This is a genomic window from Streptomyces sp. TP-A0356 (assembly GCF_001417775.1).
In the GTDB taxonomy this organism is placed as follows: Bacteria; Actinomycetota; Actinomycetes; order Streptomycetales; family Streptomycetaceae; genus Streptomyces.
The window spans coordinates 1-5,624 of the sequence record NZ_BBZJ01000058.1; the positions used below are offsets into that span (position 1 = coordinate 1).

1 protein-coding gene is annotated in these 5,624 nt (G+C 70.3%); it reads right to left on the reverse strand.

Annotated features, from left to right (window positions below; translation table 11 throughout):
* The coding region (locus tag ASC56_RS37175) for a type I polyketide synthase (RefSeq protein WP_199836176.1) at positions 1 to 5,624 on the reverse strand (5,624 nt) is incomplete at both ends.

Genomic DNA, 5,624 nt, shown 5'->3' on the forward strand with positions numbered 1-5,624 from the left:
GCAGACCAGTCCACCTCCACCCCACGACACCACACCTCACCCAACGACGCATACAACCGGCCCAGACCACCCTGACCACGCCGCAACGTCCCCACCACCACCGCATCCCCACCCACAGCCTCCACCGTCTCCGCCACCGGCACCGTCAACACCGGATGCGGACTCACCTCAACAAACGCACCAAACCCCTCCCCCACCAAACCAACAACCGCCGACTCCAACCGCACCGTCTCCCGCAAATTCCGATACCAATACCCCCCATCCGTCACCGCCGACTCAACCCACCCCCCCAACACCGTCGACCAGAACGGCACCACCGGAACCCGAGCCACCACCGGCCCAAGCACCTCACCAAGCTCAGCCTCAACCGCCTCCACATGCGCCGAATGCGACGCATAATCCACCTCAACCCGACGAACCCGAACCCCCAACCCCTCAGCAACCACCACCAACTCATCCAACGCATCCGCATCCCCCGACACCACCACCGACGACGGACCATTCACCGCCGCCACCGACACACGACCACCCCAACGACCAACCAACCCCTCCACCCCAACCAACGACATCCCCACCGACACCATCCCGCCCCGCCCCGCCAACGCCACAATCGCCCGACTCCGCAACGCCACCACCCGCGCCGCATCCTCCAACGACAACGCCCCCGCCACACACGCAGCCGCGATCTCCCCCTGCGAATGACCCACCACCGCCCCAGGACGCACCCCGAACGACTCCCACACCGCCGCCAACGACACCATCACCGCCCACAACACCGGCTGCACCACATCCACCCGATCCAACCCCGGACCATCCCCCACACCCCGCACCACATCAACCAACGACCAGTCGACATACAGGGCCAGAGCACCGGCGCACTGGGCGAAGCGCTCGGCGAACACCGGCGAAGACTCCAGCAACTCCTCCGCCATCCCCACCCACTGCGCCCCCTGCCCCGGAAACACGAACACCGGGGCGAGGCCGTCGCCGAGACGCTGGGTGGCACCCCGGACGAGGCCGGGGGCGGTTGTACCGGCGGCCAGGGCGCGGACGGCGGCGAGGAGTTCGTCGTGGTCGGCACCGACGACGACCACGCGCTCCTCCATGGCGGCGCGGCCGGTCGCGAGCGAGTGCGCCACGTCCACGACGTCGGGCGCCTCGGACTCCACGTACGACGCCAGTCGTTCAGCCTGCGCCTTCAGGGCCGCGTCCGTGCGGGCCGAGAGCAGCCAGGGGACGATCGCGCCCTCGCGGTCGGCGTCCGTCCGGTCGGCTGTGCCGTCCGGCTCGGGCTGTTCGAGGATGATGTGCGCGTTCGTGCCGCTGACACCGAAGGAGGAGATGCCGGCGCGGCGCGGACGCCCGTGCTCCTCCCAGGGGCGCGCCTGGGACAGGACCTCGACACGGCCGGCCGACCAGTCCACGAAGGGCGAGGCCTCGTCCGCGTGCAGGGACTTGGGCAGGGTGCCGTGCTCCATGGCCTGCACCATCTTGATGACACCGGCCATACCCGAAGCGGCCTGCGCGTGGCCGATGTTGGACTTCACCGACCCCAGCCACAACGGCCGGTCCACCGGACGGTCCTGACCATATGTCGCCAGCAACGCCTGCGCCTCGATCGGGTCACCCAGCTTCGTCCCGGTACCGTGCGCCTCCACCACGTCGACGTCCGCCGCCGACAGACCCGCATCCGCCAACGCCGCCCGGATCACCCGCTGCTGGGAGAGGCCGTTGGGTGCCGTGAGCCCGTTGGAGGCGCCGTCCTGGTTGATGGCGGAGCCGCGAACGAGGGCGAGTACCTGATGGCCGTTGCGGCGCGCGTCCGAGAGCCGCTCCAGGAGCAGTATGCCGACGCCCTCGGCCATGCCCATTCCGTCGGCACCGGCGCCGAAGGCCTTGCACCGTCCGTCCCGGGCAAGGCCCCGCTGCCTGCTGAAGCCGACCAGTCCGATGGGTTCGCCCATGACGGCGGCGCCGCCGGTCAGGGCAAGGGAGCACTCGCCCGTGCGCAGCGCCTGCATGGCGAGGTGCATGGCCACCAGCGCGGATGAGCAGCCCGTGTCGATGGTCACGGCGGGCCCTTCCAGACCCAGCGTGTACGAGATCCGCCCGGAGGCGATGCTGGTGACCGTCCCGGTGATCAGGTGGCCCTCAAGACCTTCGGGGGCCTCGACGCCGGCCCCGTAGCCCTGGTGGGAGACACCGACGAAGACGCCGGCGGGGCTGCCCTGGAGGCTGTCGGGGGCGATGCCCGCCCGTTCGAGGACCTCCCAGGCCGTCTCCAGCAGCAGGCGCTGCTGCGGATCCATCGCGATGGCCTCACGCGGCGATATCCCGAAGAAGCCGGGGTCGAACTCGGCTGCGCCGTCCAGGAATCCGCCTTCGCGGGCGTAGGTGGTGCCGGCATGGTCGGGGTCGGGGTCGTAGAGCGCGTCCGTGTCCCAGCCACGGTCGGTGGGGAGGAGGGAGATCGCGTCGCTCTCGTCCTGGATCAACCGCCAGAACTCCTCGGGCGACGTCACCCCACCGGGGAAGCGGCAGCCCATGGAGACGATGGCGATCGGGTCGTCGTCGGGTGCGAGGGTCACCGGGGTGGTGACGGCGGGCAGGAGCTGGGGGGCAGGCTCTTCGTCCACGAGGAGCGTCCGCAGGTGGCGTACCAGGTCGCGAACGTTGGGGTGGTCGAACACGATCGTCGCCGGAAGCCCCAGGCCGGTGGTCGAATTGAGGCGGTTGCGGAGCTCGACCGCGGTGAGCGAGTCGAAGCCCATCTCGCGGAACGCGCGGGTGACGGCGATCTCGGCTGCGTCCGCATAGCCGAGGACACCCGCCACCTCGGTGCGCACCAGGTCGGACAGGGCGCGGTCGCGCTCGGCGTCGGGCATGCGGGCCAGTTCGCTCCGCAGCGTTTCCGAGCGGTTGCCGGCGCTGTCGGTGACGGCCTCGCCGGCCTTCATCACCGCCGCGACCTCCGGCACCTCGTGCAGCAGCGGCCGGGGGTGCGCGGCCGTGAAGACCGGGACGAACCGTTCCCAGTCGATGTCGGCGACGGCGAGGAACGTGTCGTCGTGGTCGAGCGCCTGCTGGAGTCCGGTGACCGCCAGTTCCGCGTCCATGAACGGGATGCCGCGCCACTTCAACTGCTCCCGTACGACGTTCACGGCCATGCCGCCGCCCTCGGGGCTCCAGATCCCCCACGCGATCGACGTGCCGGCGAGCCCGCGGGCGCGCCGGTGCTCGGCCAGGGCGTCGACGTAGGCGTTGGAGGCCGAGTAGGCACCGTGGTCGCCGCTGCCCCAGGTGCCGGCGACCGACGAGTACAGCACGAAGGCGTCCAGCCCGTCGTGGTCGAACAGCGCGTCGAGGTTCGCGGCTCCGAGGAGCTTGGCCCGCGTGCCCTCGGCGAAGAAGTCCATGTCCGTCTCGGCGAGCGGGGCCAGCATGCCGACGCCCGCGGTGTGCACGACGGAGCGGACGGCCGGCCCCTCCGCCTCGACCTGCCGCACGAGCCGGGCCAGGGCCTCGCGGTCGGCCACGTCGCAGGCGGCGATGGTCACGCGGCAGCCCAACGCGGCCAGTTCGTCGTGCAGTTCGGCGGCACCGGGCGCGTCCGGGCCGTGCCGGCTGGTGAGCACCAGGTGCTCGGCGCCGCTGCAGGCGAGGAGGCGGGCCGCGTGGGCGCCGAGACCGCCGGTGCCGCCGGTGATCAGTGCGGCGCCGCTGGTGCTCCAGGTACGCGGGGCGGGCCGCCCCGCCAGCGGGGCCCGGACCAGGCGACGGATGTACGTCCCGGAGGACCGTACGGCGATCTGGTCCTCGTCACCGCGCGCGGCAAGAGTGGCGAGGAGTTCCCTGCCGCTGTCCCCGTCGAGCGCGGCGGGCAGGTCGACGAGACCGCCCCACACCCTGGGCTGTTCCAGGGCGACGACACGCCCGAGGCCCCAGAGTGCGGCCTGGAGCGGGTTGCGAACGTCGTCCCGCGCCGTGCCCGTGGTGACCGCCTCGCTGGTCAGGAACCACACGCGGGCGTCGATTGCCGCATCGAGCATCCCCTGAAGCAGGGCGACCGAGGTGGTGAGCCCGACGGTGGGTCCCACCTGTTGGGGCGCGGGCCTTTCGTCGAGGGCAAGCAGGGACACGACTGCGCGCACGGGCGGTATGTCGTCGCGCCCCGCGATGTCGGTGAGCCGCTCGGCGGCCACGGCACGGTCGAGATCCGTGTCACCCATCGTGAAGGGGACGACGGTGGCGCCCGCTTCGGCGAGCAGACGTGCGGTGGCGGTGACGAGGTCGTCGTCCTGGCGCACTTCGGGTGCGACGAGCAGCCAGGTGCCGTCAAGAGTGGTGTCGGACGTGGCAGCGCTCACCGGCCGCCACACGATCCGGTAACGCCAACCATCCACCGTGGAACGGTCCTTACGACCCCGATGCCACGCCGACAGGGCGGGTACCACCTCCGCCAGCCCGGAGGGATCCCCCACACCCAGCGTCCGCGCCAGCCCCTCCAGATCCTCCGCCTCAACCGTCCGCCAGAACTCCGCCTCCACCCCATCCACCGACCCGGACACCGCCCTGACCGGCTCCAGCCAATACCGCTGCCGCTGAAACGCATACGTCGGCACATCCACCCGCCGGCAAGACAGCCCAGCAAACGCCGCAGACCAGTCCACCTCCACCCCACGACACCACACCTCACCCAACGACGCATACAACCGGCCCAAACCACCCTGACCACGCCGCAACGTCCCCACCACCACCGCATCCCCACCCACAGCCTCCACCGTCTCCGCCACCGGCACCGTCAACACCGGATGCGGACTCACCTCAACAAACGCACCAAACCCCTCCCCCACCAAACCAACAACCGCCGACTCCAACCGCACCGTCTCCCGCAAATTCCGATACCAATACCCCCCATCCGTCACCGCCGACTCAACCCACCCCCCCAACACCGTCGACCAGAACGGCACCACCGGAACCCGAGCCACCACCGGCCCAAGCACCTCACCAAGCTCAGCCTCAACCGCCTCCACATGCGCCGAATGCGACGCATAATCCACCTCAACCCGACGAACCCGAACCCCCAACCCCTCAGCAACCACCACCAACTCATCCAACGCATCCGCATCCCCCGACACCACCACCGACGACGGACCATTCACCGCCGCCACCGACACACGACCACCCCAACGACCAACCAACCCCTCCACCCCAACCAACGACATCCCCACCGACACCATCCCGCCCCGCCCCGCCAACGCCACAATCGCCCGACTCCGCAACGCCACCACCCGCGCCGCATCCTCCAACGACAACGCCCCCGCCACACACGCAGCCGCGATCTCCCCCTGCGAATGACCCACCACCGCCCCAGGACGCACCCCGAACGACTCCCACACCGCCGCCAACGACACCATCACCGCCCACAACACCGGCTGCACCACATCCACCCGATCCAACCCCGCACCACCCCCCACACCCCGCACCACATCAACCAACGACCACTCCACAAACGGCTCCAACGCCACCCCACACTCAGCAAACCGAGCAGCAAACACCGGCGAAGACTCCAACAACTCCACCGCCATCCCCACCCACTGCGCCCCCTGCCCCGGAAACACGAA